Annotated in this window: 30 protein-coding genes and 2 other annotated features; of the genes, 8 read left to right on the forward strand and 22 right to left on the reverse strand. The window is 37.6% G+C overall.

Annotated features, from left to right (window positions below; translation table 11 throughout):
- Positions 1-32: 32 nt before the first annotated feature.
- From NV349_RS21275 to hmpA, 6 genes are all read right to left on the reverse strand, one after another.
- Positions 33-428 (reverse strand): DsrE/DsrF/DrsH-like family protein, encoded by a 396-nt coding sequence (locus NV349_RS21275; protein ID WP_036128567.1) that lies wholly within the window; start codon positions 426-428, stop codon positions 33-35.
- A gap of 16 nt (positions 429-444) precedes the next feature.
- The gene (locus tag NV349_RS21280) at positions 445-993 is read right to left on the reverse strand and encodes a sulfurtransferase TusA family protein (protein ID WP_271911199.1); all 549 of its coding nucleotides are present in this window, start codon (positions 991-993) and stop codon (positions 445-447) included.
- A 63-nt stretch (positions 994-1,056) separates the two neighbouring features.
- Positions 1,057-1,356 carry a rhodanese-like domain-containing protein gene (locus NV349_RS21285; protein WP_271911202.1) on the reverse strand — a complete coding sequence of 100 codons (300 nt, stop codon included), beginning with the start codon at positions 1,354-1,356 and terminating at the stop codon, positions 1,057-1,059.
- Positions 1,357-1,367: 11 nt separating this feature from the next.
- Complete coding sequence (locus NV349_RS21290; RefSeq protein WP_036128573.1) at positions 1,368-1,709, reverse strand: rhodanese-like domain-containing protein; 342 nt, start codon at positions 1,707-1,709, stop codon at positions 1,368-1,370.
- Between the two features lie 42 nt (positions 1,710-1,751).
- Positions 1,752-2,012 carry a metal-sensitive transcriptional regulator gene (locus NV349_RS21295; RefSeq protein ID WP_036128575.1) on the reverse strand — a complete coding sequence of 87 codons (261 nt, stop codon included), beginning with the start codon at positions 2,010-2,012 and terminating at the stop codon, positions 1,752-1,754.
- A gap of 228 nt (positions 2,013-2,240) precedes the next feature.
- Positions 2,241-3,407 (reverse strand): NO-inducible flavohemoprotein, encoded by a 1,167-nt coding sequence (hmpA, locus tag NV349_RS21300; RefSeq protein WP_271911205.1) that lies wholly within the window; start codon positions 3,405-3,407, stop codon positions 2,241-2,243.
- A 190-nt stretch (positions 3,408-3,597) separates the two neighbouring features.
- On the opposite strand from hmpA, the gene NV349_RS21305 reads away from it, so the two are divergent.
- Positions 3,598-4,035, forward strand: a complete 438-nt coding sequence (locus NV349_RS21305) for an Rrf2 family transcriptional regulator (RefSeq protein WP_036128579.1) — start codon at positions 3,598-3,600, stop codon at positions 4,033-4,035.
- Between the two features lie 48 nt (positions 4,036-4,083).
- On the opposite strand, the gene NV349_RS21310 is transcribed toward NV349_RS21305, so the two are convergent.
- The 4 genes from NV349_RS21310 to NV349_RS21325 all read right to left on the reverse strand — a co-directional run bounded on the left by NV349_RS21310 (position 4,084) and on the right by NV349_RS21325 (position 6,807).
- Positions 4,084-5,064, reverse strand: a complete 981-nt coding sequence (locus NV349_RS21310) for a GNAT family N-acetyltransferase (protein WP_058843905.1) — start codon at positions 5,062-5,064, stop codon at positions 4,084-4,086.
- A 61-nt stretch (positions 5,065-5,125) separates the two neighbouring features.
- Positions 5,126-5,503 (reverse strand): VOC family protein, encoded by a 378-nt coding sequence (locus tag NV349_RS21315; protein ID WP_036128583.1) that lies wholly within the window; start codon positions 5,501-5,503, stop codon positions 5,126-5,128.
- On the reverse strand, positions 5,504-5,938 hold the full coding sequence (locus NV349_RS21320; RefSeq protein ID WP_271911209.1) for a DUF1801 domain-containing protein: 435 nt from the start codon (positions 5,936-5,938) through the stop codon (positions 5,504-5,506).
- Between the two features lie 374 nt (positions 5,939-6,312).
- Complete coding sequence (locus NV349_RS21325) at positions 6,313-6,807, reverse strand: DUF1648 domain-containing protein (RefSeq protein ID WP_036128585.1); 495 nt, start codon at positions 6,805-6,807, stop codon at positions 6,313-6,315.
- Between the two features lie 311 nt (positions 6,808-7,118).
- Between NV349_RS21325 and NV349_RS21330 the strand changes: the two genes are divergently transcribed.
- On the forward strand, positions 7,119-8,813 hold the full coding sequence (locus NV349_RS21330) for a methyl-accepting chemotaxis protein (protein WP_036128588.1): 1,695 nt from the start codon (positions 7,119-7,121) through the stop codon (positions 8,811-8,813).
- Between the two features lie 68 nt (positions 8,814-8,881).
- On the opposite strand, the gene NV349_RS21335 is transcribed toward NV349_RS21330, so the two are convergent.
- Positions 8,882-9,634 (reverse strand): HAD-IIB family hydrolase, encoded by a 753-nt coding sequence (locus NV349_RS21335; protein ID WP_101966892.1) that lies wholly within the window; start codon positions 9,632-9,634, stop codon positions 8,882-8,884.
- Positions 9,635-9,832: 198 nt separating this feature from the next.
- Positions 9,833-10,071 (forward strand) — a binding site (T-box leader).
- A gap of 91 nt (positions 10,072-10,162) precedes the next feature.
- Between NV349_RS21335 and NV349_RS21340 the strand changes: the two genes are divergently transcribed.
- A complete protein-coding gene (locus NV349_RS21340; protein ID WP_101966891.1) occupies positions 10,163-11,734 on the forward strand; it encodes a 2-isopropylmalate synthase in 1,572 nt (523 codons plus the stop codon).
- Positions 11,735-11,841: 107 nt separating this feature from the next.
- On the opposite strand, the gene metG is transcribed toward NV349_RS21340, so the two are convergent.
- From metG to rsgA, 4 genes are all read right to left on the reverse strand, one after another.
- Positions 11,842-13,476 (reverse strand): methionine--tRNA ligase, encoded by a 1,635-nt coding sequence (gene metG / locus NV349_RS21345; protein ID WP_271911215.1) that lies wholly within the window; start codon positions 13,474-13,476, stop codon positions 11,842-11,844.
- A 57-nt stretch (positions 13,477-13,533) separates the two neighbouring features.
- Positions 13,534-13,795, reverse strand: a binding site (T-box leader).
- A gap of 96 nt (positions 13,796-13,891) precedes the next feature.
- Positions 13,892-14,539, reverse strand: a complete 648-nt coding sequence (locus NV349_RS21350) for an HAD-IA family hydrolase (protein WP_271911217.1) — start codon at positions 14,537-14,539, stop codon at positions 13,892-13,894.
- Positions 14,540-14,554: 15 nt separating this feature from the next.
- Positions 14,555-14,980 carry a FosM family fosfomycin resistance protein gene (fosM, locus tag NV349_RS21355; RefSeq protein WP_036128605.1) on the reverse strand — a complete coding sequence of 142 codons (426 nt, stop codon included), beginning with the start codon at positions 14,978-14,980 and terminating at the stop codon, positions 14,555-14,557.
- A gap of 17 nt (positions 14,981-14,997) precedes the next feature.
- The gene (rsgA, locus tag NV349_RS21360) at positions 14,998-16,068 is read right to left on the reverse strand and encodes a ribosome small subunit-dependent GTPase A (protein ID WP_058843898.1); all 1,071 of its coding nucleotides are present in this window, start codon (positions 16,066-16,068) and stop codon (positions 14,998-15,000) included.
- Positions 16,069-16,470: 402 nt separating this feature from the next.
- Here rsgA and NV349_RS21365 point away from each other — a divergent pair, with 402 nt between their 5' ends.
- Positions 16,471-17,553, forward strand: a complete 1,083-nt coding sequence (locus tag NV349_RS21365) for a type III polyketide synthase (protein ID WP_036128609.1) — start codon at positions 16,471-16,473, stop codon at positions 17,551-17,553.
- A gap of 1 nt (position 17,554) precedes the next feature.
- Positions 17,555-18,097, forward strand: a complete 543-nt coding sequence (locus NV349_RS21370) for an isoprenylcysteine carboxyl methyltransferase family protein (RefSeq protein ID WP_271911222.1) — start codon at positions 17,555-17,557, stop codon at positions 18,095-18,097.
- Between the two features lie 19 nt (positions 18,098-18,116).
- On the opposite strand, the gene NV349_RS21375 is transcribed toward NV349_RS21370, so the two are convergent.
- Positions 18,117-19,310 (reverse strand): GTP-binding protein, encoded by a 1,194-nt coding sequence (locus tag NV349_RS21375; RefSeq protein WP_271911224.1) that lies wholly within the window; start codon positions 19,308-19,310, stop codon positions 18,117-18,119.
- Between the two features lie 169 nt (positions 19,311-19,479).
- Here NV349_RS21375 and rpmG point away from each other — a divergent pair, with 169 nt between their 5' ends.
- Positions 19,480-19,629 carry a 50S ribosomal protein L33 gene (gene rpmG, locus NV349_RS21380; protein ID WP_036128616.1) on the forward strand — a complete coding sequence of 50 codons (150 nt, stop codon included), beginning with the start codon at positions 19,480-19,482 and terminating at the stop codon, positions 19,627-19,629.
- Between the two features lie 336 nt (positions 19,630-19,965).
- Here the strand turns inward: rpmG and NV349_RS21385 are convergent, their stop codons facing one another.
- From NV349_RS21385 to NV349_RS21400, 4 genes are all read right to left on the reverse strand, one after another.
- Positions 19,966-20,703 carry a hypothetical protein gene (locus tag NV349_RS21385; RefSeq protein ID WP_257982953.1) on the reverse strand — a complete coding sequence of 246 codons (738 nt, stop codon included), beginning with the start codon at positions 20,701-20,703 and terminating at the stop codon, positions 19,966-19,968.
- An 8-nt stretch (positions 20,704-20,711) separates the two neighbouring features.
- Positions 20,712-20,993: a hypothetical protein gene (locus NV349_RS21390; RefSeq protein ID WP_036128620.1), complete on the reverse strand. Its 282-nt coding sequence runs from the start codon at positions 20,991-20,993 to the stop codon at positions 20,712-20,714.
- On the reverse strand, positions 20,986-21,558 hold the full coding sequence (locus NV349_RS21395) for a hypothetical protein (RefSeq protein WP_036128622.1): 573 nt from the start codon (positions 21,556-21,558) through the stop codon (positions 20,986-20,988). Before NV349_RS21395 ends, NV349_RS21390 begins: the two co-directional genes overlap by 8 nt.
- Before the next feature lie 152 nt (positions 21,559-21,710).
- Positions 21,711-22,349: a BMQ_0737 family morphogenetic spore coat protein gene (locus NV349_RS21400; RefSeq protein ID WP_036128625.1), complete on the reverse strand. Its 639-nt coding sequence runs from the start codon at positions 22,347-22,349 to the stop codon at positions 21,711-21,713.
- Positions 22,350-22,584: 235 nt separating this feature from the next.
- Here NV349_RS21400 and NV349_RS21405 point away from each other — a divergent pair, with 235 nt between their 5' ends.
- The gene (locus tag NV349_RS21405; protein WP_058843894.1) at positions 22,585-23,760 is read left to right on the forward strand and encodes a hypothetical protein; all 1,176 of its coding nucleotides are present in this window, start codon (positions 22,585-22,587) and stop codon (positions 23,758-23,760) included.
- Between the two features lie 167 nt (positions 23,761-23,927).
- Entirely contained in the window at positions 23,928-24,542 is a 615-nt protein-coding gene (locus NV349_RS21410) for an exosporium glycoprotein BclB-related protein (protein ID WP_058843893.1), read from the forward strand.
- Positions 24,543-24,624: 82 nt separating this feature from the next.
- On the opposite strand, the gene NV349_RS21415 is transcribed toward NV349_RS21410, so the two are convergent.
- Both NV349_RS21415 and NV349_RS21420 read right to left on the reverse strand, forming a co-directional pair.
- Entirely contained in the window at positions 24,625-25,137 is a 513-nt protein-coding gene (locus NV349_RS21415; RefSeq protein ID WP_036128632.1) for a YfiT family bacillithiol transferase, read from the reverse strand.
- A 79-nt stretch (positions 25,138-25,216) separates the two neighbouring features.
- Positions 25,217-25,873, reverse strand: a complete 657-nt coding sequence (locus tag NV349_RS21420; RefSeq protein WP_082673706.1) for a hypothetical protein — start codon at positions 25,871-25,873, stop codon at positions 25,217-25,219.
- Between the last annotated feature and the right edge of the window lie 146 nt (positions 25,874-26,019).

The following is a 26,019-nucleotide window of genomic DNA, read 5'->3' on the forward strand; positions in this document are numbered from 1 at the left end:
TATAGTCACTCCCCACTCTCAAGAACAAATTACTAGAAAGTTAGTGATGGCGCTGCATCTTTGGCAAACTCAAGGAAAGTTACAGCTCCACCTACTTCAATACCGTCAATAAAATCATCTGTTGATAAACCCATGACATCCATAGTCATTTGACAAGCAATAAATTTCACCCCTAGTTCTTGTGCCATTTCCACCAGTTGTGGGATGGCTGGTACATTTGCTTTTGAAAAACCTTTTGCATAATGCTCCGCGCCAGCAGGCATCGGTAGTACATGCATCCCTTGTTTATGAATGAGATTCAGCCCTTCAAACGTAAAGAAGATGGCTACCTCCTTCTCAGAAGCTGCCGCAGCCGTTGCGATATTAAACACTTTATATGCATCAAATAAACCACCATTACTTGCAATGATTGCTACCTTGTTTGACATCTTAAATTCCTCCTAATTAAATGCTTTTTGTTAAATTGCCCGTCCAGGATGTCATCCCCGGCAAGACATTAAATACCTTTGTAAAACCATGTGAAGCGAGCTTTTGTGCAGCCATATCACTGCGTGTTCCTGTACGACAGATGACATAAATCTCCTGCTCTTTATCAAGCTCCGTAAGTCGTGCCATTAGTTCACCCATCGGAATAGATTTTGCTCCCTCAATATGTCCAAAAGCGAATTCTGTCTCCTCACGTACATCAAGAATCAATCCCTCACGATTGGTAATCTGCTCTAGATCAATTATTTGACCAAATGTCATCTCTACTATTTGTTCATTTGTACATTTGCGAATATAATGCTTTAGCACACCGTCTGCCTCTAACGTACCAATGTATTGATGACCGACCGTTTCAGCCCATGCAGCAATATCCGCTTTTGATCCTTTATCTGTCGCAGAAACTTCTAAAATTTGACCATCCAGTAAATCAGCCATCACCTTCTTCGTTTTCACTATCGGCATTGGACAAGATAGTCCTTTAGCATCTAGCTGAAAATCAGACTTCATACACCTAACAACCTCCATATACCTACATGGGTATTATTTTTACTAAAAAAATATAGCTATGCTCTATATTTTTACTGCGCCTTCCCAAGCAAGCATACCACCAGCCATGTTGGATACAATAAAGCCATTACTTTCTAGTATTTGAGTAGCACGACCACTACGTCCACCTGATCGACAAACCATAATATACGGCTCATTCTTATTTAATTCATGTAGTCGAAACTCTAATAATCCGAGCGGGATATGAATAACACCTGGAATATGACCAGTCTCTACCTCATTTACCTCTCGTACATCAATAAGATTCAACTTGCTTCCCTGCTCCATTGCTTGTTGAACTTCTTTTGCTGTAATTTCCTTCATTTTTCCTCCTCCTAGTATGCACTCATTCCGCCACGAACATTGGTAACATGCTTAAAGCCTTGTTTTTTTAGTTTCTTACAAGCCTGGCTACTTCGCATTCCACTTTGACAAATGACAATAATTTCTTTGTCCTTTGGTAGTTTGTCAAAGCTTGATCCAAGCGGAACATTTTTAAATTGCGGAATGTTACGTCCCTTATACTCAGCTGGTGTACGCACATCAATAAATACCTTATCTTTATCATTAAGCATATTTTTTAATTGTGCAGCAGAAATTGAATGAATACCTTTAGTAGGCTTCATTCGCCAAATGAAAAACGCTGCGATAAGCGCAATAACAATCCATGTTTCCATGTGATCACTCTCCTTCTTTATACATTTTGGGGTATATCAAAACTATCGACTTTTCACAACTAAATCCATTGCCTCTTGAATAGCGAAATTCACTTTTTCTGCATCACCTTTAGCTGTTGATACACAATCCAATAAATTTTCACTAACAATAACACCTATCGTCTTATCAACCGCGGAACGTACGGCAGATAGCTGCGTTATCACATCCTTACAGTTTTGACCGTCTTCCATCATACGTAAAATACCCCGTAATTGGCCTTCCATACGTTTCACACGATTTGCTGTGTTAGAACCATAAGCCATGCTGTTTGCGCCCCCCTCCATAACGATTGATTGAACTTGCTTACGTGATTTATAATATACCCCATAAGGTATATTGTCAACGGGAAAGTCCCTACTTTTTTTCATAGTTCGCTCTTTCCGTCATACCGCTTCACTCATCTCGTTTCAGATTTAATCCATCTCTCAGGATTGTCCGCAAAAAAATCCCTGTTACGAGTTGTAACTCATAACAGGGACCTACACATTATATTATTTAGCTAATTGCATGGCTGGTCCGAAGAATTCATAGTGAATTTTTTCATCTTTCACGCCAATTTCCTGTAAGTTTTTAATAACAGCTTCCATAAAGCCTACAGGCCCACATACATAAACATCTGCATTATTAGCAACTTTTTCTGCTAATAACTCTTTTGTAATAAGCTTATCTTCTTCAGAGAATAAAGCTGTATAGGATGCATTCGGTAGTACCTTTACTTTCTCCTGAATGTCATCGCTGAACGCTACAACTTTCTCATTACGAGCACATTGGATAAAGTTTACTTCATTCACTGCATCATCATGTAAAGATTGCAACATACTGTTTAAAGGTGTTACACCGATACCACCACTTACAAATGTAATTGGTGCAGCCGTTTCTTCTAAAACAAATAACCCAGCTGGAGCACTTACATCAACTAAATCTCCTACTTGTAAGTCATCATGAATATAGTTTGAAACTTTACCATTTGGCGTATGATCGCTTTCTCGTTTTACAGAAATACGATAGCCGTCTTCTGCATTCGCTTGTGAAAGTGTGTATTGACGGTTCATCAAATACTCTTCGCCTGGCACTTTCACACGGATGCTAATATATTGACCTGGTTCATAAGCTGGCAGTGGTGAGCCATCTTCATTCACAAAGTAAACGGATGTAACTAAGTCACTTTCAACAACTTTCTTCGCCACTTTTAATGGTTTAAATAAACGCCATCCACCGTTATTCTCAGTTTTCTGGTATAACTCTTCTTCTACTTGAATGAAAATATCTGCTATAACGCCATATGCCTCAGCCCATGCATTAATAATGTCATCGGTTGCTGCGTCACCAAGTACTTCCTTAATAGCTTTTAATAAGTTTTCCCCAACGATTGGGTAATGTTCAGGTAAAATACCTAAACTACGGTGTTTATGTGCTATAAGCATTACTGCTGGTAAAATTGCTTCTAAATTTCCAATATGAACTGCAGCAGCATAAACAGTGTTAGCTAATGCTGTTTGCTGACGACCTTGTTCTTGGTTCGTGTGATTAAAAATATTTAATAATTCTGGATGAGCTTGAAACATATTTTTGTAAAACGTCTTCGTGATCTCAACACCGTGAACTTCTAATACAGGTACTGTTGCTTTAATAATTTGAATTGTTTCTTGTTTTAACATATCGCTTACCATCCTTTCGTGATTACAATATAACCCTTTCATTTTCTTAAAGCAATATTTTAAATACATCTTTAACAAAATGGACATAATTAATGTATTTTAAATACATCTTTAAAAATGGTTTGAAAATATTATACTTCAATGTAAAAATGCTATAATTATTTTGAATTATAGAAAGTAGGGTGTTCTGATGCGCTTAACTTTATACACAGACTACTCTCTGCGTACTCTTATTTATCTAGGTGCGAAGGAAGATGGTCAATTATCAACTATTCAAGAGATTTCAGATGCTTATAATATATCGAAAAACCATTTAATGAAGGTGACACATCAGCTTGGATTATTAGGGTATATCGAAACGATTCGTGGACGTGGTGGTGGCATTCGCTTAGCCATCGATCCAAAAACCATTACTATCGGTGAAATTGTTCGTCATACAGAAGAAGATTTTCATCTTGTAGAATGTTTCGATAAAGAAAATAATCTATGTAAAATAGCCCCAGAATGTCAGCTGAAAGGTGTTCTGTATGAAGCTTTACAAGCCTATTTGAACGTATTAGATCGCTATACATTAGACGATTTCTTACATTCCAAAGAAAAGTTAATGGCTCTTCTGCTTGGGAAATAAAAATACCCGCTCAACCTTTGTTGAACGGGTATTTCTTTATGAAGATACTTATAATGCCTTTGAAAAGAAAATCATATCTAATGCGCGAATGCCGTTTTCATAAATAGGCTCTGGATAATGGCGGAAGAAATCTTTTTCAATAGCCTCCATGCGAAAGCCTGCTTTTTGATAAAAGGCAATATTATCAATACTTGAGTTGGCTGTTCCAACAAGCACTGTTTGATAGCCTTCCTTCTGGCATATTTCAGTGAGTTGTCGTAATACCTCTTTGCCCATTCCCTTCCCTTGGTACTTTGGCACAATAGCAATATTCTTCAACTCGATCGTTGTATCAGATTGCGCAATGACTAACGCCACCCCCACCAGCAGCTCCCCACACTTAATTTCAAATAAAGTGCCTTTATCTAAGTATTCTCGAACTACCATTTCACTTTCATCAGCTAGCATTAATTGTGGTAAAAAATCTTCACGATTGCCATCTACCTTCTGTAGGGATATTCGATAACGGACAAAATCTTCACGTTCAAAGACATTTAACACACACGGTTGTTTTTCCTTCACCTCCAACCATGAATGCTCCTCTGGATATTTACTTTCCACACCTAATCGAATAAAAGGCAGTTTTTCTTGTGCTTTTTGTGATCGGATATTTACCTTCCGAGCCCCAGCAAAAACCCGTGCTAGTCCTAGCTCGAAAAATGCAATGTCTAAGATAGCTGTTTTGGCTTCAAGATTATAGTCTTTCCCCCAAAATTGGTGACCTAGCCAAGAGCCAATATGACAGCTCTTTTTATCATGATCTATAAACATTAGGGATGTTACACCAATCAGTTGCCCTTCCTCATTCAAAACTACACGAGGAACCGTCTTCCCCTCTTCCTCGTCCACACATTCACGTTTGATAAAATTAATGGTATCTTCTACCTTACCAGCAGGTAACCCGAGGGCATCTCGCACCTGCGGCATAGAAGATAACTCATGCATCGCCTCAGCATATTTAATATCATGCTTCACTAAAGTTACCGCCATCCTCAATTCCCCTTTTACTACTATTTTTTGTTTTCTTTTCATTATTTATATTCCTAATTCATCAATCATACGATAATTGCCAGGACATGCCAAAACGATCTTGAATCCATGCAAACTGTTTAGAAAAACCATAATGATTAAGTGGCATTAATGCTTGGCCGCCTTCTAGCATTTGGGCAACAAAACGGTTTATTTCCTCCTCCGAATCACACTCTATAAAGACTGATGTTGATGGAGTAAACGTAAACTCGTGTTGAATGGCACTATCATTCACCAGCAATTTTAATCCCTTTAAATGGAGGACTGCCATTGCTACCTGTTGTGAATTATCCATATACGCTAAGCTAACAACTTCTAAATCTGGAAACCACTGCTTATATTGTTCAATCGCCTCATTGGCCTGCCCTTGAAACATTAAAAATGGAGTCGCGCTTTTCATCTATTTTTTCACTCCTTCATAATGTGAAATCCATTGCGTAGGGGTTATTTTTGACACAAGCTCACCGATTAAATCAAATGGAATATTTTTTGCATTTGTAAATCGAATACAGCTTTTCTCCATATTTAATTTTGTGGGCACTCGCTTTGCATACTCCTCTTGGAACCAAGAAAGCAATGCTGGATCTGCATAAATACCCATGTGGTAGAGTGCAATATGACGCTTCTGTACAGCTAGGCTAATAAAAGGTAATGGCGTATTCGGTGTCACATGGTAACCCTCAGGATAGGATGTTAATGGTACCACATAACTGACCATTCCATATTGCATTGTTTGTTCAAATCCATCTGGTACATTCGTTTCTACGACAGCAACAAGCTCACTAAATGCATCACGCCATTTTTCTTCGACTTGCTCCATATATACATTTTTCATATTTTGCCTCACTTTTATCATGTAGTTTACTACCTTCACTCCTAGCGTAGTCCTCTTTAACACTTTTTGTAAATAATTTACCATCTCATCACTAGAGAACACAAATGAAATAATTCGATTAAATGGTGCTTTACCAGAACTTCTAACTAACAAATCACGAGGTTTATTGATTATAACAACTGCTAATTCAGCCTTCAGTTTAAATTCCTTTTGCCTAGCTTTAACACCATTTTACTGTACCTTTATCTCCTTTTTGGCAGCTAATAATGTACTGATACATTTTCATCTTAGTTTTGTTAGTATACTGAATCATTGAAAATTTGGGTATAAAAAATAAACGCCTGAAAAATTTCAAGCGTTTACGTTATTACCTATTATTTTATTTTTGCAGTCGCAATTATCCCTTTAATGATCGGAATAGCAGTTCCTAATAGGATGACAGGTAAGACCCACCAACCTAACGAATTTGTTTCACCAAGACCAATACGAACCATTTGGAATGATATAAATGCGAAGAAAATAAGACAGAGGTTTTTCACTTCATTTAGTATTTTTCTGCTATTTAAATAGAATGCTTCTACATTGTTTTCATTCAAGCGTGCTGGATAGTTATGCATATGTGGGGCCCTTTCTAGTAGTCCCATGACAATCCATAAAAATAAACCAATGAATGGAAGAATAAATAACTCTACTTTTGAGCCCCATCGATCTACCTCGCCTACACCATTAAAGTGCGCAGGAATTTCATTAGGTAATTCGAACCATGCAAATATAATATAGATGATGGATACAACAAATATACCTCCGCCAATATAATTCCATATTTTCTCTGATTTTGTTTTGGGTAATTTTAAAATTGGTCTATACATTTCCTTCACCCCTATTCATTTCCATTACTCCTTCTACGTAACTACTATAAATAAAGTTTCAAAATTTATGAAAATTGGCTTAATATTCAATAGATATCATTAACCATCTCTATTATTATTAATATTTTATCTATAAAATCTCCTTTTTTTATCACATCACATATAAATTGATATTATCTTCAAACTATTAATTACAGTAAAAATACTCATAATACTTTGTAAAATCCGTATAATCTGATATAAATGATATATATACATATTTCATTATTTTGTAACATTTCTACTAATTACTGAGAAAGGACATTTCAACTATGCGATTTACTATCTACAAGAAATTATTACTCGGTTTTTTTATAGTGATTTTAGTGCTTGTTACGACAATTGGTTTAAATATAAAACAGCTAGATTCTGTAAATAAGACCTATCGTACATTACTGGAGGAACAAACAACTAAATCAATCAGTATTCAGGAATTACGAGTTATTGCAAAACAAGAAATTGTTAGTATGCGTGGCTATTTACTGCTTGGAGACAAGCAAAATTATCAAAGCAATCAGGACTCTCGCGAGGAATTTAAGCAAAAATCTGAAGAGTTGATGGCTACTTTAGATTCTGATGAATCAATAAAATTCTTAGAGGCTATTAACAAAAGTGAGCAAAGTGTCCAACAATTCGCTGACCGTATGTTTGCGTTAAAGGCTGAAGGAGAAACTGAAAAGTATGAAAAACTTGATAGTACTCAAGGACGCCTAATCATTAAACAGTTTGATGAACGCGTTGAAAACCTTTCAAATTATCAAAGTGACTATATTGATAAAAAAATGGCTGCTACATCAAAACAAATTCAAGATATTAAACTCCAAATGCTTCTACTTGGGGTCTTTGCTGTTGTCATAAGTCTGATAATTGCAATGGTTGTAGGAAGCCTAATGTCCCGCCCTATTAATGGCATGGCTAAAGCTGCTAAAAAAATAGCGGAAGGCGACTTAACAGCCGAACAAATTCGTATTAAAAACCGTGATGAGGTGGGTGACTTAGCCCTTGCCTTTAATCAAATGGCTGCAAATTTAAAGGATTTAATTACAAATGTCCGTCAAAACACAGTGCAAGTTAGTGGCTCTGCTGCTGAGTTAACAGCAAGTGCAGACCAAACTATACAGGCTACAGAACAAATCACTTCTTCTATTCAAGAGGTTGCTAGTGGCTCTGAAGCCCAAGGAAAAAATGCCTCAGAAAGCTCTGAAGCGATGAAAAATATGACAAAGGGCATACAGCAATTAGCTTCTACGACGGCTGCGGTTTCTGAACTGGCAATCGAAACGAATTCAGAAGCTAAGAAAGGCAATGATTCATTACATCGTGTCATTTCTCAGATGACAACAATTAATACAGCCGTCTTAGAGTCGGCAAGTGTTGTGAAAAATTTAGATGAACATTCTATTGAAATTGGCAATATTATTGGGATTATTACGGATATTGCTGAACAAACAAATTTATTAGCACTTAATGCTGCAATTGAAGCGGCTCGTGCAGGCGATCATGGGCGTGGTTTTGCCGTTGTTGCTGATGAAGTGAAAAAGTTAGCAGAGCAATCGAAAAAATCCGCGGAGCAAATTGCTACTTTAATTTCTGAAATTCAGCAAGATACAAATCGTGCTGTGACCGTGATGGATACCGGTACGCAAGAGGTTCAAATTGGTATGAAAGTTGTAAAAGTAGCAGAAGAAGGCTTCTCTAAAATTGTCGAGCTTATTGAACAAGTTTCCATGCAAATCCAAGAAGCTACAACCGTGTCGGAGGAGATGTCATCTAGTGCAGAGCAAATTTATGCTTCCTTTGATGAAATAGCAACGATTGCACAAATGTCCTCATCTAATTTACAAAATGTCGCTTCTGCCTCAGAAGAACAATTGGCTACTATTGAAGAAGTGGCAGCTTCAGCAGCTACCCTTTCAAATATGGCAGAAGAGCTTCACACGCAAGTTTCTCGTTTTAAATTAGATTAAATAAAAACTGCTCATTTTCTGAAGGTTTATTGCCTCTAGAAAATGAGCAGTTTTTTAGTTATATATTTCTATGTACTGTACTTTACACTTAGCATAAGAAGCATTTCAATGACGGCAGCTTCCTCGCTAGGAACTTGTAATGTAGCCATTTCACGTACCTGGTGCTCTCCTACACAGATACTTTCCTTCGCCTTCAAAAACATAGAAGCATCATTTGCATCATTTCCAAATGCAATAAACTCTCCTGCAGCAACACCCAATTTAGATAAGCCGTTCCATTTATCAATACCATTAGGACTTATATCCACAATATTTTCTGAAGCATGCTCATACAGACTCACCGGAAGCTTTTGTAGTTCAGACAATACAGCTTCTCGCTGTTCCCCTGGAAATAACACTACCTTTACAATGTCATGAATATCCTGCAATGCTACTTTTTTTGCCGCTTTTAAAGGATCTAGATTTCGATAAATTGGATGATCCTCACTTCCTGTATAAGCATAATCCCAATGACTATCTACTAGATATGGTAATTGAAAAGCGGTAATAATCTGCCGAATACCCTCCACTATTTTTGAAGCAAAAGCTGTCACCTCAATTGTTTCTCCATCACGAGCAACAAATGCCCCGTTACCACCTACCATTGGATATACTCTCATTGATTCTGGTAATACCGGTAATAGATCACGTATTGGTCTTGCAGAGGCAAACATCACTTCATGTCCATGCCGTCTACATGCTTCTAAAGCATTGATGATTCCTTCACTTAACGGTTTCCCTTTAAAACAAATAGTCCCATCTAAATCAAAGACAAATTTCATGGTGTTTCCTTCCTTTCATGGTGTTCAATTACTCCATTATTATCTCACAGAAATTACTATTTTTAGTGGTTTCCTATACATTTCACTAAATATCAAATGATTAATAAGATACACATCGTTTAAGACAGAATTAAAAAAAATTTTAGAATATTATTGACAGGAAGTTAATATCCAAGTATTATTGCTTTCAACAACACATTGCAGGCCAAGATTGGAAATAGTAAAAGTGATTGTGTACTTGTAGAGAGCCGATGGTTGGTGTAAATCGGTAGACACACATTTTGAACTCGTCCATGAGCTACTCCCTGAACATAGTAGTAAGGGATGTCGGTTTCCCCCGTTAACAGGATAGACAGTGATAGCTGTCGATAAGTGGACTTTTTCTGTAATGAGAAGGTCAATTAGAGTGGTACCGCGAGCATAAACTCGTCTCTATTTTTATATAGAGATGGGTTTTTTTATTTTTTTAATGACTTTGGCCTACGTGTAGATTTTAGATACTAATTACGACAAAAGGAGTGTTTGAGAATGGGAAGAAAAATTTGGGTGTTTGATACAACTTTACGTGATGGCGAGCAAGTGCCTGGTGCAAAGCTAAATCTATATGAAAAAGTAGAGATTGCACAGCAACTGAAAAAACTAGGGGTCGATATTATCGAAGCTGGATTCCCCGCTTCATCACAAGGTGATTTTGATGCTGTCAGGGCCGTAGCTGAAAAGGTCGGCAACACGAACGACATCATGATTACAGCATTAGCACGTGCAGTGAAGGCAGATATTGATGCCGTCTATAACGCTGTAAAATATGCAGAAAATCCAATGATTCACATGGTACTTGGAACATCCGACATTCATGTGGAGAAAAAATTCAGCAAATCAAAGGATCAAATTCTACAAATTGGTGTAGATGCTGTGAAGTACGCTAAATCATTATTGCCGCAAGTTCAATATTCCACAGAGGATGCGTCTCGTTCAGATTTTGAATATCTTTGGAAAACAATCGAAGCTGTTATGAAAGCTGGCGCAACTATGATTAATGTTCCTGATACGGTTGGCTTTGCAGAACCAGAAGAATTTGGAGAGATGATTTTTAAATTAAATGACCGTATGAAAAATTTAAACGATAGCGTTCTTCTAAGCGTTCATTGTCACAATGACCTAGGGATGGCAACGGCTAATACACTTGCTGCCATTAAAAATGGGGCGGATAAAGTGGAATGTACAATCAATGGTATCGGTGAACGTGCAGGTAATGCTGCATTAGAGGAAGTTGTCATGGCGCTAAAAACTCGTAGCTCTGTCTACAACGCTGAGACACGTATCAATACAAAAGAGATTATGAATACTTCACGCCTTGTTTCTAGCTTTATGGGCCTAGATGTCCAGGTCAATAAAGCTATTACGGGAGATAATGCGTTTGCGCATTCTTCTGGTATTCATCAGGATGGTTTGCTAAAATCCCGTGATGCTTATGAAATTGTTCACCCTGAAGATGTAGGTCTTGATGATATGGAGCTAGTACTAACAGCTCGCTCTGGTCGCCATGCAGTAAAAAATGCCCTTGAAAAATTAGGATTTACTAATCTTTCTACAGATGAATTTGAAGGCATTTTTGAAGGCTTCTTAAAGCTAGCGGATGCGAAAAAGGAAGTATATGATCACGACTTATACGTTATTGTGGAAAGCTATTATGAAAAACATGATGCCAATAATAAAAATGCCACACATTATAGTGACCAATTCTTTGATATCGACGATCTACAAGTCGTCAGCAATACTAGCTTCCCTTCTGCAAGTGTGAAAGTTCGTAAAGGCGGCGAAGTCTTTAAAGCAAGTGCAGTAGGCTCTGGCCCAATCGATGCCTTATATTCAGCCATTGCAGAAATTACAAACATAGATATAAAACTAGTGGAATACAATATCAATAGTGTTTCACGAGGCAAAGAGGCTTTAGGTAAGGTGAAAATTACGATTGAGTATGATGGCGAAAAGTATATTGCCAAAGCAGCTGATACTGATATTCTAAAGGCAAGTGCCTTAGCCTATATTAATGCTATCAATAGCATTGTTGTAGCAAAATTAACACCTGTGATGAATTAAATTGAATTGAAAAAAGCAGTATGTCGTATGTGAACTACCCCGTAAAAATTAGACATCAATCTATCTTTTTGGGGTCAGATCATATGAGTCATACTGCTTTTTCAAATCTAACGACTGTCCCTCACTAATTTTTGATACTCTTCTTCAATTCGTTCAATGTCAAGACGTTCAAACAAAGGAGCTACTGCTTGAATCATTTGAGGCAATTCTACTTGTTCATGCCACATCATTTCCTGTATGCCTAACATATTCCTTACCTTCTCTGCTGAAAATGGTAAGAAAGGATGCAGTAGCTGTCCTAAATTAGCAATAATATAGACACAGGTTGCTAGTGTACGATTACTAGCCTCCAAATTTTCTTTTACTTGTTGCCATGGCTGTTGTACGTCAAAATAGCGATTAGCCCCTCGAATATACTCAAAAATGGCTTCTAACGCTTGTTTAAAATGCCCTCCTTCAATCAGCCTGCCCGCTTCATTAAACAGCTGAACGGTTTGTTTACGAATATTGCTATCTACTTCAGCCTGTGGCACCTGGCTGGCAAAGGATTTCTCAATAAACTTCAATGTACGATTGACAAAATTACCATAGGCACCGAGTAATTCACTATTATGACTGTAAATAAATTCTCGCCATGAAAAATCAGTATCACGGTTTTCTGGCGCATTCATCGTTAAGAAGTAGCGAATGGCGTCTGCGTCATAACGACTTAAAATATACGGAACCCACACAGCCCAATTTTGACTAGTTGATAATTTTCGTTTTTCTAATGTTAAATATTCGTTCGATACGATATGTGTTGGTAATGCTTGCGCCCCAATTCCCATTAAAATAGCTGGCCAAATAACCGTATGGAAAGGAATATTATCCTTCCCATGGACATAATACGAAATGGTCTCTTCATTCCATAAATCTTCAATCGCTATTTGATGCTCTTTTGCCCACTCTAGACTTGCTGATAGATAACCAGCTACTGCTTCAATCCATACATATATTTTTTTCCCTTCAAAGCCTGGCACTGGGACATCTATGCCGTTTGGTAAATCTCTTGTTACTGCTCGGTCAGGAACCCCTTCTGCCAAGTAACGCTCCGTTAAACCTAAAGCATTATCTCGCCAACGTTTATGGGCCTTCGCTTCTGCCACATAAGACTCCAATCTACCTTGAAATTGACTAAAGGTAAAATAAAAATGCTCTGTCTCACGAATAACAGGCTCATTGCCACATATTTTGCAACGTTTATCTATTAAATCCAGTGGGTCTAAGATTTCTGAGCAGTTATCACATTGATCTCCCCTTGCCTTTGCACCACAATTTGGGCAAATTCCCTCAACAAATCGATCGGGTAGAAATTGTTGATCTGTCTCACAGTAAGCCTGTTCAATTTTCTTTTTGTATAAAAAATTGTTAGCTAGTAGCTGTAAAAATAGGCCCTTTACGGATTCATGATGGTGTTCTGCATCTGTTCTAGTGTATAAATCATAGGTAAATCCTAAATCACGAAAGCACTGCGTAAATTCAGCATGATAGTGATTGGCAATGGCCTCTGTTGTTGTATTTTCTTGTGCTGCACGAATAGAAATGGGTGTACCATTACAATCACTGCCTGATACATATAAAACCTGCTCACCTTTTTGTCGGTAATATCTAGCCAAAATATCACCTGGTAATAGTGCGGCAACATGCCCTAAATGCAAAGAACCATTTGCATATGGCCAAGCGCCTCCAATAACAATTGTCATTCTAGTTTGCTCCCCTCACTAAAAAAGTGGTAAAAAAAAATCGTCCTAATCAAATCTGATTAGGACGAGTATACCCGTGTTACCACCTATATTTACAAATAGCTCACACTATTTGTCTCCATCAGTACGTCTCCATTGAAAATGAGAGATACTGCCGCTGTTGTAACGAGTGCCCATCTCGTCGTAATCTACTTGCTAAAAAGCTTTCGGTACGAAGCTCAAAGGTCATTTTCAAAAGGGTTCATTTACCTCATTTCCACCAACAGAGGCTCTCTACAAAATGCTGATCCAATTTACTTTTCCTTTTCAATGCTTTTCCTATAGGATTGGCACTATTTTACGCTTTCTAGTGATGAAATGCAATGATTGTCGTTAAATCAACTCTATTTTTCGATAAAGATTAAAATTTAAGCGATTAATTGAATGTGATGTTTAATAACGCTGTTAAATCATCTATTATAATGTCTGCCTTTTGCAATTCATTATCCTGTGCAAAGCCAAAACGAACGCCTATCGACTGTAGTTGATTGTCATGTGCAGCCTGAATATCCGACGAACGATCTCCCACCACTACCCCGTTCTGGATTTCATTTTCTTCTACAACTCGTTTTACTAGATCTGATTTATGCCCACTTGCAATAGATTGAATGCTGTAGATTCCCTTTATAAAACGCTCTAATTGATAGGTTTCAACAATCGCCTGTAAATAGTCAACCTGTCCATTACTCGCTATGTATAACGGATAATTCTCTGATAATGCTGCAAGAGTTTGTTCAGCATGTGGATATAAAGCTCCCTGATGATTGCGTATTTGCTCAATCAGCTTTATATGGAACAAAACATTGCTCTCTTCACGTATCTCTATTGCATGCATAGGACATAATGTTTCCCACACAACAGGTAAAGGAACGCCCATTATTTCTCTGTATTTTTCTATCGGTGTTTCTCCTTGCCACAAGCCACTTGTCCGTAGCACATCAAATGTTGCGTCGAGCGCAGGCTCTAATATAAGATTTGTTTGAAATAACGTGCCATCCATATCAAAAATAAAAGCTTTATTCATAGAATCACTCCCTGATTAATTATCAAAAAACGTCATGTGAGGCTTTTCCTGCTTATAATAAGCCAAACGATCTTGCAAAGTTCCTGTATGAAATTCAAATTTATGACCATCTGGGTCTGTAAAGTAAATCGATTTTTTGTCCTTCTCATCTCTTTGACGCCCTGTTAAAATATTGACCTTTAATTGTAGCAATTTATCATACATTTTATTATAGTCATCCTCACAAATAGTAAAGGCGATGTGGGTATAGGAATGATGGATTTCATTCCGTGGTATATCCCTCTCTACATTCAGGGCGAGCCACAGCCCATTTACATCAAAATAGGCTGTGCTTTTCCCCTTTACTAGCAATTTAGCATCGAAAACATTTTCATAGAATGCGATGGATTCCTCTAAATTGGATACAGAAAATAGTAAATGATTAATATGTTGAATGGTCATAACTAAGCTCCTAATGCTTATTTTTTACCTTTTTTTATTCCTTTAGAAATCTGCTTCCATTTACGTTGCTCCTCAAGTTTCGCCTGTGCATTGGTTTTGCGTTCCATATAAGCTAATTCTCTTTGGAGCTTAAAGTAGCTTTGGAGGCGATATTGATCCAACTCTCCATCAACAATAGCTTGCTGGACAGCACAATAAGGCTCTTTTTGATGAGTACAATCACGATAACGACAAGCTGTTGCTAGTTCCTCAATATCTTGAAAGCTTGAAGCTAAACTATCACCTTGATCCCATAATTGAAGCTCACGCATCCCTGGTGTATCGATTAAACAGCCCCCATCTGGTAATATGACTAACTCTCGATGAGTAGTTGTATGACGACCCTTAGCATCTTCCTCACGAATACCAGCAACCTTCATCAGCATCTCCCCACACAAAGCATTTGTTAAGGTCGACTTCCCTGCCCCTGAAGAGCCTAGCAATGCCCCTGTCACTCCCTCCGTGAACAATGTCTTAATTTCCATTAAGCCTTCGCCCGATAAAGCACTCGTCACAAAAATATCTACACCAAATGCTACAGACTCAACTTCTTGTACCAAGCTTGCAGTATCCTCACATAAATCTGCCTTCGTCAGGACAATCACTGGCCTTGCCCCTGAATCCCAGGCAGCTACTAAATATCGCTCCAAACGTCGAATATTAAAATCAGCGTTCAAGCTCATAACAAGTAACACAATATCCACATTCGATGCCACAATTTGTTCTTGAATTTCCAGACCTGCAACTTTGCGTGAAAAGACAGATTTTCGTTGGAATAGCTGATGAATAATTGCTCGTTCCTCACCGGGCATTTTCTCTACTAGCACCCAATCACCAACTGCTGGATAGTCCTCCCGAGCTAAAGACGTATACGCATAATGACCAGCAATTGTCGCAAGCCATTCGCCCTCTTCAGCTAACACTCGGTAAGAATGCTTATGCTCCAATGTAACCCTCGCTGGCACACAATTCTTCAATTTAGGCTGTTTTTTCATTTCCATCATTTGCTCTTCAAAATACGTTGTAAAACCTACTGTTGTTAAATTCAATTTATTTTCCTCCTAAACGTACATATCCTTGACGCCTCAGCGCAATGTCTGTAATATCCGCCAGAGACTCTATCGTCATTCAGCATTTTTTGAACCACGAAAAAAACCTTGTAGCTGCAATTCGGCAGTTACAAGGTTTCACAGGCACGTTTAAAAGATACACAAATACCCCGAGTTATAGCACGGCGTCACTTTGTATATTTTAGGCGTGTGAAATGGAACAAACCGAATTGCAGTTCGCTAAAAATAGATCTATTCATCATGTCACATCACCTTCTTTCCATTTAGTTGTTATCAATATAGCTAAATTTTCAGAAATTGTCAATTATAATCTTATAAGCATTTATTCTAATCCTTGACGCATAGAATGAACAAGACCACTAAATGCGAGGAGATGTTGAATTGCCTAAAATCATTTCTATTAGCACACATCAACCACCTTACACATTACAGCAATCAAATGCAGAGGAACTAACGAAAGAGCTTTTCTATGCAAAAATCCCAAAACTAGAGCGCTACTTAAAGGTTTTTGAAAATGGTGGCATCGACACCCGCCATTTTTGTGTTCCATCAGAATGGCATCGTACGAATCACTCCTTTGAGGAACGCAATGATTTATATATTGAATTAGCTACACAATACAGCGTGAACGTCATCCAGGCATGTTTAGAAAATGATGCTTTTTTATCTTCACCCATTTCTCCCGAAGAGATTGATGCTATCATTTTTGTCAGTAGTACTGGCATTTCAACACCAAGCATTGATGCGCGTGTGATGAATAAACTTCCCTTTTCAGATCGACTGAAACGTATTCCACTATGGGGGTTAGGATGTGCTGGCGGAGCAGCAGGTGTAAGTAGAGCCTTTGATTTTTGTAAAGCCCATCCACATGCGAAGGTGCTTGTCGTTTGTGTCGAGTTATGTAGCCTCACTTTTCAGCCAAATGATTTTTCTAAAAGTAATTTAATCGGTGCTTCTCTTTTTGCAGATGGTGCTGCTTGTATTCTCGTTTGCGGAGACGATTTAACCATCGATACAAAAAAAACAACACCTTCTATTTTGGCAACAGGCTCTAAATGGATGCCAGATTCAGAAAATGTGATGGGTTGGAATGTAAAAAACAATGGACTTCATGTTATTTTTCAAAAAAGTATTCCTGCCATTATTACTAATTGGCTCGGACCATTCATTGAAAAATTTTTAATGGAACAAGGACTGTATAGTGAGCAACTTACTCATTTCATCGCTCATCCTGGAGGAAAAAAGGTTTTAAAAGCTTATGAAGATACACTTTATTTGTCTCCCCAAAAAACCGACATTTCTCGGGAAATATTGCGCCAACATGGCAATATGTCATCACCAACTGTGTTATATGTATTAGAGCAATTTATGTTACATGAAGGACAAGTGGAGGATACAGGTTTACTCGTCGCTCTTGGCCCTGGTTTTTGTGCAGAAGCTGTATTATTAAACTGGAGGGAGTAACATGATCTTCTATCTTATTTTAACTATTGTCATTCTACAAAGACTGACAGAGGTTATCATTGCCAAACGCAATGAGAAATGGATGTTTTCACAAGGGGCCTATGAAGTAGGTGCCTCTCATTATCCCTATATGGTCACAATGCATGTTAGTTTTTTTCTGTTTTTAATTGTAGAAATCGTCACTAATAACAATGGTATCTCGCCCTTATTCCCATTATTTTTTATATTATTTATAGCTGTGCAAGCCTTAAGGATTTGGTGTATTCGCTCTTTGGGCTCCTTTTGGAATACAAAAATTCTTATATTACCTGATGCTCAAGTTGTCCGTAAAGGGCCATATGAATATATGCGTCATCCCAATTATGCGGTAGTTTGTTTGGAAATCCTTTTACTACCTCTCATGTTTCAGGCTTACTTTACAGCATTTTGTTTTACATTATTAAATATTACAATGCTTTCTGTACGAATTCCTATAGAAGAAAAAGCATTACGAGATGCTACTAATTATAATCGTGTATTTCAAAAGAAGATTTCGGAGTCTTAACCGAAATCTTCTTTTCTTCTTAATGCCATTCCCAGTTGAATGGGTCCTGTAGACGCTCCCAAGGATTATGGAACTCTTCATCCGTTAATAAACAGCTGTCCAATTGTTTGATTATATCTTCTCGATTTAAATCAATCCCAATAATAACAAGCTGTGTCATTCGATCTCCAAATTCCTCATCCCAATCCTCCAATACTTCAGGACTTTGCTGAAATACATCCTGCTGCTGTGCTTTAGGTAGGGCTGCTACCCAATAAGAAACAGGTTCAATTTTTGCAGATGACCCAGCCTGAGATAATAATAGTGCAACATCCTGATGTCTTGCACTCCAAACAATTCCCTTTGCTCGTACAATCGATTCTGGCATTTGATCACACCACTCAACAAAACGCATCGGATGGAAGGGTCTTTTGCTTTTATAGGTGAATGAAGATATTCCATACTCTTCTGTCTCTGGTGTATGATTTTCATGACCAAGCTCTAATTCCTTTAGCCAACCAGCCGACTCTGAAACCCGTTCAAAGTCAAAGCGACCTGTATTTAAAATATCTGCTGGATCAATCACACCGTTTGTTGTACGAATAAGTTTCGCTTCTGGTTGCAATGCACGCAAAATACGTTCTAACCGTTCAAGCTCCTCTGCCGATACTAAATCACACTTATTTAAGACCAGGACGTCACAAAATTCAATTTGATCAATGAGCAGATCCGCAACATCACGTTCATCTAATTCACCAACCGCTTCCTTACGTTCTAATAAGCTTTCTCCCGACTGAAAATCATGCCAAAAGCGATGTGCATCCACGACAGTAACCATTGTATCTAATTGGCAAAACTTCGTTAAATCGATGCCAAGCTCCTCATCTAAATAACTAAATGTTTGTGCAACTGGAATTGGCTCACTAATCCCCGTCGATTCAATCAAAATATAATCAATATTGCCAAGCTTCGCAAGACGTTCCACCTCCTGCAATAAATCCTCTCTTAATGTACAACAAATACAGCCATTGGATAGCTCTACAAATTTTTCCTCTGTACGCGATATACCGCTGCCATTAGCAATCAGCTCCGCATCAATATTAATTTCACTCATATCATTCACAATAACCGCGACACGTAAATCCTTGTTGTTTTGCAATACATCATTCATCATAGTTGTTTTACCAGAACCTAAATAACCACTCAATACTGTAACGGGAATTCTCTTTGTCATTATTACAACTCCTTAAATCGTAATCATTACTATTTACAATTTGTAATTAAATCATACAATATTGGAAAATGCAAAGCTTTTTATTACTTACAAAAATAAACTTGACAATATTCGGTGAGAAATATATCGTTTAAATCGTAACGATTACTATTTAAAAGGAGGGTCATACATGCGTGTTCAAATAACACTAGCCTGCACTGAAACAGGTGATAAAAACTATATAACGACTAAAAATAAACGCAATCACCCAGAAAGATTGGAGCTTAAAAAATACTCCCCTCGCCTGAAACGCGTAACAGTCCATAGAGAAACAAAATAATTTTGCAATGGGATAAATTTGGAGTAGTGCTGATGCATTTATTGAGTGGATTTCTCTATTGTTGGAGCAGGGGCAACATCGTATGTGCGAGGTTATCTAATCTTGGAGCAGATGGGGCTTTCTTTAACACCAGTTTCCACACTTTGAGAGCGCTGTTGGCAAACCTTTGAGCGACCTACTCTATTTTGAGAACGAAGTTTAGCTCTTCTCGAGCGGAGCTCAAGCAGCTTTCCCTTCCATCAAACGTAGCACCTCCAACATCCCTTCCAATCGAGCAACTAAAAAATGACTGTTTCAAAGGTATACATTTTGAAACAGTCATTATAAAATTTTCAGCTATACTTGCTTTCTATTGATTTCTAAAGCTAGCTCGTTCAATTTTTGATCTAATTCATCGAGCACCCTTAATCTGAAATTTATTTGTTCATCTATCTGGACTTGTTGCTTTATCGATGAGCTACTATCATCAGTTTGATTTTTGAATTCAACTAATTCATGGGTTAATCTTTCAATTTCTAAATTTTTCATCTCCAACTCTCTTAATAGTTGCTGTTGAAGGCTGTCCGCTTCTACTTTATCCCTATGATATGTTTCTAGCGCCTCTATAATATGCTTCATTTGTTTACCTGTTACTGTTGTATAGTCGCTTATTTTTTTATCTAGACCTTCAATAATAGCTTTATCATTTGTCTCAATCGAAGCTTTATGTGAGACTTGAACACTGTTCTTCAATGACTTATTTTCAGCTCGCAATTCGGCAACTTCCTTTAATAATGCTTCTATGGATGCAATTTGTTTTTTTCTTTGTCCTTCTCGTTTTTGAATTTCTTCATCGTAGGCTTGAAGCTCTTTGTCAAAGTCTCTTTTCAACTTTAATAGCTCCATCGAAAGATCTTTTCTTAGTCTTGTTAATTGTATATTTTCTCGTTCGAGCCGCAGAACTAAAGCATAATAATCACTATCTCTAAGCCTTTTCACTTCATTTTTATACTTGGCTAATTCGGCCCTTAAAAAAATAATCATTTGTTGGAGCTGTATCGGATCATTGTTTTTTACAATATCATTGTCCATCATCACACCCCCTAGCCAGAATACCTTTTTAGTAAATCAACCACCTCTTCAAACTGCATTCTACTTTCCTCTAGTATTTCATCCAACTGCTTTATCCACTCCGCTTCTTGTTGTGGATGTTGTGATTGTTCAGCATCACTCTTTTCGCCTAAGACAAGAGAGGCGATTAATAAATGTAATGTACTTTTTTCAAGAAATGCAAAGCTATTATCCTGTTCATTACGGCGACTTAGTTGCTCCTTCAATAATTGATGGAGCACACTACCAAACTCTTGTTTTTCATTTTCACTCATTGTCTTCCTCCTGTGTTTGGCCCATTCCATTGAGATTAATCGGATTTAAAACGACAATACCATCTGTAAGCTGATCGCAATATGTAAAACCCATAATAGTGCCTGAATATGGTAAATTATGTGACCATTTTATTTGAAAATTAGTAAATGAAATGGTTTCATTCGGTTCGATTATTGATTTTCCTACGGGTTTCAGCCAGTACTCCTCTTTGCTTAATTTATCGTTAAAACGTTCCCAGTTGCTCTGTCCCTGTGTCTTAAAATTTGGCGTAAAATTTTCATGAACATATCTCCCAGAAAAGTAAAATGGCGATTCCTTCGGTAATGTTATACACAGATAGGGGTTTGTAATGGCTGTACTACCGATATTGTGAATATGATAGGAGCCTAAACATAAACTTTCTTGTTCAGGGTCATAAGAAATATTGAACGAGGTTGTAAAATAACTAATGAGGTTGACTCTGTTTGGAATGGTCAGCCCCTCGACCAGCTGTTTAATTTCATAAACATAAGCGTTTGTTTGTTCTTTTAATTCCTGTATCTTGTCTTCTACACGATTTTTCACTCCGTACCTCCTTACTATTTTCCATCAATTGTGCCTAGGCGTAATGGTATCCAGATTATTTTGGAAATCTGCGACATCCGCTGACTTAAAATAAAAAAAAGAGAGGATTATCCTCTCTTCATGATATGACTTTCCTCTATTTGTTAGCACCGTTAACCTAAAGTTGGGAAAATAATAGGGCACTGTTGTGGACGAACTGCAGTTGGACATGAGAATGGTAAGTCTGCTCTTGGTTCGCAGAAAGTTGCTAAGAATTCCACAGTAACTGGGAATGTAGACTGAATGCTTTGACAAACGGCAACAGTAATTGTTAACGCAGAAAACGTAATTGTACCTGTTCCAGCTGCAAGTGTTCCAGTTGTACATACGAAGCAATCTAAATCTGTGTATAAGATTTCAACATCTGTACCTTTAGGAGCACATAATGTCACTTGCTCACAGCGAGAAACTGGAATTTCAGCACTTGTGAAAACAGTACCATTAGGTAAAGTAACGACAATCGTTAGAATGAAGTTCTTTTGAATATTTAAATGTTGTAGACAAACAGTTGATCCATCAATAGAGAATTGACGATTCTCACGGTTCAGGATCACAATTGGGTTTGTAGCAGCTGGAATTACTCTACATGTAACAATTGCACCAGTTAAGTCAGTCGTTGGTGTTACGCCTGGGAATGTAATTGCTCCAGTAGGAGAAATATCAAATGACATTTCTTTTACAATCCAGTCATATACCTTATCGACATTTATACAAATTAGTTCCTGCGCCTGGGATGGCATATGCTCTTGCATCCTTTTGACACCTCCATAAAATTTTTATCTTTCGTTTGTAGCATATGTTTTTCAGCTATAAGTGCATGGGCTAACAAATAGTTCCTTATGATATTTGTTAAAATCAGCAAAGGATCATTTTTTCACACACTTTCTTCTTTATAGGAAGACTAAAATGTTGAAAGGACCGGTATATTTGTAACAGAAAGTCAATATTTTTAATAAACTAATAATGGACTGAAAGGGGTGAACTACAATGGAAGAGTCAAAATTGTATACCACTCAAGAAATTGAAAAATTAAAGCAAAAAATTGAAACCTACAGAGAATCGTTAACTTCATTAAAGATGGGAACGTCAATTGAAGATTTCCTTTATATGCAGCAGGAGTTTGATGGACTGAAAACACAAATGGCCCATTTAGAAGGGATCACAGAGACATTAGATAGTAAACAAAATTCGTATATAAAAGGCTATGATGACCAAATAAAGCTTCTTTCAACACAGATTGAATCTTTGAATCAAACCATTGAAGGGATGAATCAAGAGATTTTAGCGGTTTTAAACAAATTATTAACAGTTGAAGAAAATGATACAACAACCATTCCTTCCTCCATTGAATTGCCTTCTCAAACTTCGGCTACTCTTTTACCTAGACAACCTAGAATGGCTCAGACAACAGATCAAACGACGATTACATCAGCACAGCCCTCTTATAGACTACTGCAAAGTTTGGCAGGTAAAGCTACAAACCACCAACTAAATGTAAATAATAGCGCTCCTTCTCCTGGCAATGATCTACAGGCAACTAAGCCTGAAGAGCGACATTTTAATCAACAATATTTTCAATCAATTAATACGCACCCAAGCCAAATATACAATGGTTTATACAGAAACACGACAGTTGAATCCACCTTCCATTTTAAAAATGCCACGGATGCAAAGGAAGTTCCAGTAAGTATTTATGACCCATCTGCTGTACAGCCTACTTCAAGTGATGAAAACATCGAGAATAATTCTTCTATTGTTCATGAATCGGTTAGCATTGGAACGGAAATAGTAGACGATCCTAGCGAGGTTATGCATTCTGAAAAAGAGGATAACAATCTTGAGTTTTCCCAAATATCTAAAGAATCGTTTGAACAAGTTATTTCGGAATTGCCTAGCGAGCCTGTTAGTCAAGATATTACAGCAATAGTTAGCGAACCTCTCGACCAAGTCATTTCAGAAACAATAGCTGACCCTGTTGACATTTATCATTCTCCTTCTTTAGAAACAGAGGAGTTTGTTGAAGTGTATCAAACCGGAGCAGCTTATGAGGTTCATTCGTCCCTTGAAGAGGAGAATACGCATCCTGAATCTGTAAATAAGCCGATTGAAGAAAATAAGAAGGGAAAGAACTCATTTTTCGATTTCTTTAAAAGATGGAGTTAACTTATTTATTTTTTACATCCACTATGTATTTACACACATAGTGGATGTCTTTTTGTTTCCAATAAAAACTGTCTTTTAAGAATTCATCGAATTTGTAGGTTTAGAAGATAATTGCCCTTAACCCCCAATCTGAACTGAATAGAATAATGAAGAAAGGGGGTGTAAAAATGTGTTTTAATAACTCAATGTGTGGCTGTTCAGGTAACGGTCATGGAAATGGTGAATGTAGTGCACTTGGACCTTTTGTAGCGATTGATGCAGCATGTATTACTCCACCAGTAGCAACAGGCTCACTCATCCCATTCGCTTCTGGAACAGTTCCGGTTATACTAGTATCACTTGCTACAGGTTTAGTGGATACAGTAAGCCTTGTGGGATTCGGTACATCTATTCCAGGCGTATCCCTTGCAGGTACTAATATCGATTTATCAGCATTAGTTGGAACAGAAGCTTTTTCTGTTTCTAGAGCAGGTTCCATTACATCTATTTCAGCTACATTCTCTGCAACTATTGGTGTAACTATAATAGGCTCGGCAACAGTTAGAGCACAAGTTTATCACGCGGTAGCAGGAAGCAATGTCTTCACTCCTACAACAGCATTTGTTGACTTAGCACCAGCTCTTTCAACAGTAGTTCTAGGTACTCTAGCAAGTGGTACAGCAAATGTTACTCCAGTACCAGTATCTGCAGGTGACCGTTTATTAATGGTGTTCTCCGCTACTTCGACAGGAGTAATTGCAACTCTTACTGGTAACGCTAGTGCAGGCATTACTATCGTATAAAATATACTATAAAGTTAAGCAAGCAAATAAGTGATTTCCAGTAACTAGGAAATCACTTATTTCTTTCACAAAATACTATTCTTTAGTTCGTCAAAGCATGCTGAATATGAGCCAAATGATGCTTACCGTGCCATGCATAGAGACCAATTGCATGTTCCAATGTTGTTAGCCCTGAATCAGGATGATGAAAGGCTCTTTGTAATTGTTCCTCCGTTAAGCTTGTCAGTAAATAAACCCAACGTTCATGTAAATTTTCAATTAAATTAAAAGAAGTTGCTACTGGCATTTCAGAATCTGGTAATTGTGCCCATTCCGCTTCATTATATGGCTTAATGGTTGGGACATCCTCTGTTAGCGCTAGCTTAAAACGGATATAGCTATTCATATGACTATCGGCAATATGATGGACTAGCTGTGTAACTGTCCAGCCATTTTCACGATAGGATTTAGCCAATGCATGCTCGCTTGCACCACTTAATGCTTCCGCCAGTTGTTTTGGTAATAAACGAATGTCTACAATCCATTCCTGTACTCGCTGTGGAGTCATTTCTTTTGGGAATTGAAATTGTCCAATAGGGTATCGTAGATCTGTCATAGTGCTATCTCCTCCGTTTCTATTCTCTTACTTTTCCATGGTACCATTAACAGTATTGCCTATTAAAATAGAAATTGTTTTATAACGTTACTTCCATTTGCTTCTTTACGACCTCAACCAAAGCCCTTAGTGGATGAATAATTGTTTGAGCGGTCTGCTCTTCAAATTGTCTTGCCGCATCCATCATTGAGAGCTGAGCTACGGAGATGGCCTTTTGCTCACTCATTAACTTATGTAGAGCTTGTGAAATAGCATCATTATAAGCTTTCTTTTTCCCTTGCATAATGAGATCAAATGTCCCCTTGATGATTTTTGCCTCAACATTTACTGATTTCCCATGCTGCCTAGCATATTGGTGAAGTCTTGCCATCGTTCCTTCTACTGTCGCAGGATTTGTAAAAAGAATAATTTGAGGCTGTTGCACATTACATATGCTTTCAAAAAAAGGCTCGTCAATCTTTATAATGGGTATCGAGGCATTGAACACAGCCTCATTCTCTAATAAAGCAATATAATTTGTACACGTTATTAACATCGCATCCACATCACAGCTAATAATCCATTCTATTTGCTCCTTAACCTTATATGCTACACCATCACTACCTTTCGACACATGCTGTAAAACGCCAGGATCTACAAAATGAAGCAGCTCTAAATCTTCCTCACTTTGAAAAGCTTGCTCTATGTACTCTATATTTGAATGATGAGCATGCAAGCAGCCAAGTTTTTTCATCAATTGTCCCCCCTCTTTCCATTGCAGCTATAGCTAGCTGCTCTCCCATTTCTTCATTCGTTACAACATTACCCAACGAGCAGTATAATTCAATATTTCGTAGAACACTTATACATACTTTACACTAAATTCTTTTTTTGATTATATTA

Source organism: Lysinibacillus sp. OF-1 (assembly GCF_028356935.1).
GTDB classification, from domain to species: Bacteria; Bacillota; Bacilli; order Bacillales_A; family Planococcaceae; genus Lysinibacillus; species Lysinibacillus fusiformis_D.

Excerpts from the sequence above, each read along its gene's own strand:
- NV349_RS21320 (WP_271911209.1), bottom strand. The coding sequence starts at position 5,938 with ATGAAAAATGTATATATGGAGCAAGTCGAAGAAAAATGGCGTGATGCA.
- NV349_RS21280 (WP_271911199.1), bottom strand. The coding sequence starts at position 993 with ATGAAGTCTGATTTTCAGCTAGATGCTAAAGGACTATCTTGTCCAATG.
- NV349_RS21385 (WP_257982953.1), bottom strand. The coding sequence starts at position 20,703 with ATGATGGACAATGATATTGTAAAAAACAATGATCCGATACAGCTCCAA.
- metG (WP_271911215.1), bottom strand. The coding sequence starts at position 13,476 with ATGACAATTGTTATTGGAGGCGCTTGGCCATATGCAAATGGTTCTTTG.
- NV349_RS21275 (WP_036128567.1), bottom strand. The coding sequence starts at position 428 with ATGTCAAACAAGGTAGCAATCATTGCAAGTAATGGTGGTTTATTTGAT.
- NV349_RS21400 (WP_036128625.1), bottom strand. The coding sequence starts at position 22,349 with ATGCAAGAGCATATGCCATCCCAGGCGCAGGAACTAATTTGTATAAAT.
- NV349_RS21410 (WP_058843893.1), top strand. The coding sequence starts at position 23,928 with ATGTGTTTTAATAACTCAATGTGTGGCTGTTCAGGTAACGGTCATGGA.
- NV349_RS21315 (WP_036128583.1), bottom strand. The coding sequence starts at position 5,503 with ATGAAAAGCGCGACTCCATTTTTAATGTTTCAAGGGCAGGCCAATGAG.
- NV349_RS21375 (WP_271911224.1), bottom strand. The coding sequence starts at position 19,310 with ATGACAAAGAGAATTCCCGTTACAGTATTGAGTGGTTATTTAGGTTCT.
- NV349_RS21310 (WP_058843905.1), bottom strand. The coding sequence starts at position 5,064 with ATGGCGGTAACTTTAGTGAAGCATGATATTAAATATGCTGAGGCGATG.
- NV349_RS21350 (WP_271911217.1), bottom strand. The coding sequence starts at position 14,539 with ATGAATAAAGCTTTTATTTTTGATATGGATGGCACGTTATTTCAAACA.
- NV349_RS21340 (WP_101966891.1), top strand. The coding sequence starts at position 10,163 with ATGGGAAGAAAAATTTGGGTGTTTGATACAACTTTACGTGATGGCGAG.
- NV349_RS21390 (WP_036128620.1), bottom strand. The coding sequence starts at position 20,993 with ATGAGTGAAAATGAAAAACAAGAGTTTGGTAGTGTGCTCCATCAATTA.
- NV349_RS21295 (WP_036128575.1), bottom strand. The coding sequence starts at position 2,012 with ATGGCTTATGGTTCTAACACAGCAAATCGTGTGAAACGTATGGAAGGC.
- NV349_RS21415 (WP_036128632.1), bottom strand. The coding sequence starts at position 25,137 with ATGACAGATCTACGATACCCTATTGGACAATTTCAATTCCCAAAAGAA.
- NV349_RS21325 (WP_036128585.1), bottom strand. The coding sequence starts at position 6,807 with ATGTATAGACCAATTTTAAAATTACCCAAAACAAAATCAGAGAAAATA.
- NV349_RS21285 (WP_271911202.1), bottom strand. The coding sequence starts at position 1,356 with ATGAAGGAAATTACAGCAAAAGAAGTTCAACAAGCAATGGAGCAGGGA.
- rpmG (WP_036128616.1), top strand. The coding sequence starts at position 19,480 with ATGCGTGTTCAAATAACACTAGCCTGCACTGAAACAGGTGATAAAAAC.
- fosM (WP_036128605.1), bottom strand. The coding sequence starts at position 14,980 with ATGACCATTCAACATATTAATCATTTACTATTTTCTGTATCCAATTTA.
- NV349_RS21305 (WP_036128579.1), top strand. The coding sequence starts at position 3,598 with ATGCGCTTAACTTTATACACAGACTACTCTCTGCGTACTCTTATTTAT.
- NV349_RS21330 (WP_036128588.1), top strand. The coding sequence starts at position 7,119 with ATGCGATTTACTATCTACAAGAAATTATTACTCGGTTTTTTTATAGTG.
- NV349_RS21405 (WP_058843894.1), top strand. The coding sequence starts at position 22,585 with ATGGAAGAGTCAAAATTGTATACCACTCAAGAAATTGAAAAATTAAAG.
- NV349_RS21290 (WP_036128573.1), bottom strand. The coding sequence starts at position 1,709 with ATGGAAACATGGATTGTTATTGCGCTTATCGCAGCGTTTTTCATTTGG.
- NV349_RS21335 (WP_101966892.1), bottom strand. The coding sequence starts at position 9,634 with ATGAAATTTGTCTTTGATTTAGATGGGACTATTTGTTTTAAAGGGAAA.
- NV349_RS21370 (WP_271911222.1), top strand. The coding sequence starts at position 17,555 with ATGATCTTCTATCTTATTTTAACTATTGTCATTCTACAAAGACTGACA.
- hmpA (WP_271911205.1), bottom strand. The coding sequence starts at position 3,407 with ATGTTAAAACAAGAAACAATTCAAATTATTAAAGCAACAGTACCTGTA.